This is a genomic window from Okeania sp. SIO3I5 (genome assembly GCF_010672085.1).
Lineage (GTDB): Bacteria > Cyanobacteriota > Cyanobacteriia > Cyanobacteriales > Microcoleaceae > Trichodesmium.
In genome coordinates this window covers 1-3,703 of sequence record NZ_JAAHHT010000434.1, presented here as the reverse complement: position 1 = coordinate 3,703, position 3,703 = coordinate 1, and the positions used below count along the sequence as shown (strand labels likewise).

3 protein-coding genes are annotated in these 3,703 nt (G+C 34.9%); 2 read left to right on the top strand and 1 reads right to left on the bottom strand.

The window, feature by feature from the left end; translation table 11 throughout:
• Nucleotides 1–1,416: 1,416 nt before the first annotated feature.
• Nucleotides 1,417–1,620: a hypothetical protein gene (locus F6K40_RS39260; protein WP_293145444.1), complete on the bottom strand. Its 204-nt coding sequence runs from the start codon at nucleotides 1,618–1,620 to the stop codon at nucleotides 1,417–1,419.
• 642 nt (nucleotides 1,621–2,262) lie between these two features.
• Here F6K40_RS39260 and F6K40_RS39255 point away from each other — a divergent pair.
• Complete coding sequence (locus tag F6K40_RS39255) at nucleotides 2,263–2,811, top strand: DciA family protein (protein ID WP_293145441.1); 549 nt, start codon at nucleotides 2,263–2,265, stop codon at nucleotides 2,809–2,811.
• Nucleotides 2,812–3,245: 434 nt separating this feature from the next.
• Nucleotides 3,246–3,524 carry a hypothetical protein gene (locus F6K40_RS39250; protein WP_293145438.1) on the top strand — a complete coding sequence of 93 codons (279 nt, stop codon included), beginning with the start codon at nucleotides 3,246–3,248 and terminating at the stop codon, nucleotides 3,522–3,524.
• Nucleotides 3,525–3,703 lie beyond the last annotated feature (179 nt).

The window sequence follows — 3,703 nt, the reverse complement described above, 5'->3', positions numbered from 1 at the left end:
GGGAGGATGGGGAGGATGGGGAGGAGGGGGAGGAAGAATTCTGTCTACATTCATAAAAAAGTGTATTGAAAAATACTCTTTTCTCCTGAAAAAGCCGATTCAAGACTTCAACATAACTTGTCTATGTTATCAAGTTTTATGAAAAGAGAAAGATGTTTATAAAGCATAGCTTTGAAAGGGGGGCAGAAGGAAAAATCTGGCGTTGTCTGGGTTTTAGGCTTTTGATACGTCCGCTATATAGACAAATATTCATCTAACTTACGCGGGACATGGTGTTACTCGTAAGAGAAATTACTCAAAGGTCTCTCTCCATACATCAGCATAAGCATAAGGAAACTGCAATTCGCCCGTGTATTGTAAATGTCGTTGAGGTCAGCATTGATCGAAAAGCAATTTTTTGAAAAGTACAAACCTCTTCTTATCCCTTGACTACTAAATTTATGTTTGACTCCCTGACTATAATTTAGGATCTTATCAACGCCCGTGAAAATTTGCTTTTGATGTGTAATTTTACTTCGTTGATAATTACTTTTATGCTTATCTTATCCGCCTTATATTTTAATTGTTCTATAAATTTATGATTAGGAATTTGCACAAAATTTGGCTTGTTTCTTTTCCCTAAATTCACCTTTTGTTGACCTTGAGCGATTATTTCCTATTACCAAATTTCCTATCTGGTTTTCTCATAGATTATTAATTATTATTCTACTTGCTTGGTGTACATAAGTCTCCACTTTAAAATCACGTTTTCTCGTTAATTTATGGATTTGATTTGAGTTCAAACGTTTTTCAGTTTATTTGTGTAATTTACTCTGTAATTCTCCTTTCTTTATTATTTAAAAATTGGTTCATTTACTTTCAAGGTTTACTATTTATTATAAATGGTTGAAATTCCAACACAATAGAAGAAACTGTTACTAAAGAAAGACAACCCTAAATCAATTACTATCAGTTGATTATTATTGAGCAGTTTTCCTAATTCAACTTCATAAACTGCTGCAAATATATAATAACCATGACAAAAGACTAATAATTATGAATAATAACTTCAGCCGGATAAATCGTTATACAGCGACCTTTTAACTTATCTTTGTATCTTGGTAATTTTGGTTTTACCAGATATTTATTAGAGTTTTTTGAGTAATCTTTGATGCAGGCAAAAAACGAACTCCAGCACCTATCTACTAATCTAATTATTTGACAACTTACCTTACCGAAATAATTAATAATTAAATAATTAAATAATTAGATAATTTAGGTTTAAAGCCTCCCCTTGAAAGGGGAAAAAAGCGGTCGAGGGATGCCGAGGTCTCCTCGGCATATCCAATCGACCAAGAGAAATAAATTTTTTCCTTTTAGTCAATCCTCTCCCTTTTAGGGAGAGGTAATTATCCATTATCCATTATCCATTATCCATTATCCATTATCCATTATTGAAGCTTGTATTGCTTTACAGTCAACAGACTCTTGAATTAAATGATAAGTTTGGGCAGAGTTTAAATACTTCTGGTTAAAGATAAATTCTTGTCTGACAATATAATTAACTGCATTAAATAAATTTTTTGATAAAAAGCATAATTTATCAAGAAATTGATAATTAGAATGGTGCTTGCTAATCATAAATTTTTCAATCAGTTTCAGCAGATCACCCCTGAGAGAGTGTTTCTCTTTTTTTCTTTGTCGCTCTACTTATTTAACTTCGGAAAAAATTTATCAAACAGGATTGGGTCTAAAACCCCGCCTTGATCGGCGAAATATTTTTGGAGCGTTGCTCTAATCCCCGTTACAAAAATAACTTCTGACTTCTAACTTCGTTAAGTGATGGTAGTCAATTATGATCGCTAACCAAAAACAAACAGTAAATTAAATAGGACTTACGCATAAACGCTACTGGTAGGGTGTGTTAGCGCGCTTAGTAACGCACCAAGACTCTATATATAGTGCCTTTGCGTAAGTCCTGTTAAAAATAGGATTATATCAATAGTTTGACATACTCCCGACGTTGCGTAAGCGCAACATAACGATGACGAACGCGGGATTCTTCAGTCAGCAAAAACTGACCGCTGTTTTAACAGAGGTGATGTCCTCCCCCTGTGATGACGCTTATAATAACAAAATCCTCCTAGCTTGTGTCTTGGGCTTATAAACGTTTAGCTTATGGAGGTATCCGAATCTTGGCCCTGGCTTTCATCCCGACGCTCCCCTGGGGGAGAGCGCGGGACTTCCCGCCAGGGAAGTTAACTGTCAATTAAAATTTCAGATATGGATTTTCAATCTCTCAATCAGATTTTACCCTCTCTCAAAGTTATGGAGCGATCGCTCCAACAAAAACAGTTTCAAAAGGTAATGGAATTTTGGGAAGAACTTTTAGGGGTTGTGGCCATCAAAACTAAACCTCTATATATTGAGCGGGAAATTTTGTATGTAGCAACGTCGAGTGCTACTTTGTCTCAAGAACTTAGTTTTCGGGTTCCCCAACTTTTACAGAAGCTCAATCACCTCTTGCCTGAACCTCTGGACAATATCCGGTTTTCTGCGGCCCAGTGGCATACCTATTATCCTCAAAAATCAGGACAAACTGAAAAAAATGATTGGCAAGAACATCCCAGCATGATTTCTAGGTCTGAAAAACAACCTCTCCTAAAATCCACTCACAAAAATCAAAATCCTCAGACCACATTTGAAAACTGGGCGATCGCTGTCAAAACTCGTTCCCAGGGTTTACCTCTGTGCCCTCAATGCCAATCTCCTACGCCTCCTGGAGAAATTCAACGTTGGTCAGTCTGTGCAATTTGTGCCACTAAACAGTGATGATGAAGCTCAACCTTTAAAATCTCATAATTACTACTGACAAAAGGTAATTTAAAAGCAAGCCCTAATTAATATAAATTCATCAGTTTTTGAAGATTTTTGATGGCTTTTCAGTTTGTATTTATGGGTTTATAGCCGGAAATATTGCCCAGTAATTGGTAAAAATACTGTCTCTTTTACTTCGATATGACTTCCATTTTAACTTGATCCCCATCAAGTTATTGACCATAATGTATTAATTAATACATTTATTTTACTAGATTTTACATAAATGTTTATCTTTATAAAGCAATTATAAAAATAATATAAATTTTATCTAATTAATAGGAATATTCAGAAGCCAGATGTAACAATGGATTTAATAGGTTCCAACCATAAGTTGCTTTGATTCAAAATAATTAAGATAGAGTGAATTAAATTTAGGAAAATTTTTTATGAAACCCACTGTAGTTTGTCGTCATTGTCGATACTATTCACCAGAGGGAAGACGTGGTGGTGTTTGCCAAAAGTTAATGACAGAAGTTGAAAGTAATTGGAAAGCTTGTTCATTAGCTCTTTCTCCTTTTGCACCATCCTGGGAAAATCTGAATGATATGGTTATGTGGCATAAGAAAGTTGATGAAACATTAGAAGTAGTTTTACCCGTTACATACTCCCATACTGATTACAAGAATCAGTGCGGACTTCTCAGCGACTCTACTTGTAAATGTTAACTGAGCTAGTGTGGGATGCCCCACCGATCTAATGAATTAAAGTAGCCTTAATTAGTATTGTAAAGTTTTGCCGAATCAATAGAAAGATCTAGAAATCTATCAACTTTTATCCATCTTTGACAAAGAAAAGGTTTATTAGATATAATAGTGCCTTACGGGTGTAAAACATAAACTTGCCA

Bases quoted from the DNA above. Each gene is read 5' to 3' on its own strand.
- F6K40_RS39260 (WP_293145444.1), bottom strand. From the start codon at position 1,620: ATGATTAGCAAGCACCATTCTAATTATCAATTTCTTGATAAATTATGC.
- F6K40_RS39255 (WP_293145441.1), top strand. From the start codon at position 2,263: ATGGATTTTCAATCTCTCAATCAGATTTTACCCTCTCTCAAAGTTATG.
- F6K40_RS39250 (WP_293145438.1), top strand. From the start codon at position 3,246: ATGAAACCCACTGTAGTTTGTCGTCATTGTCGATACTATTCACCAGAG.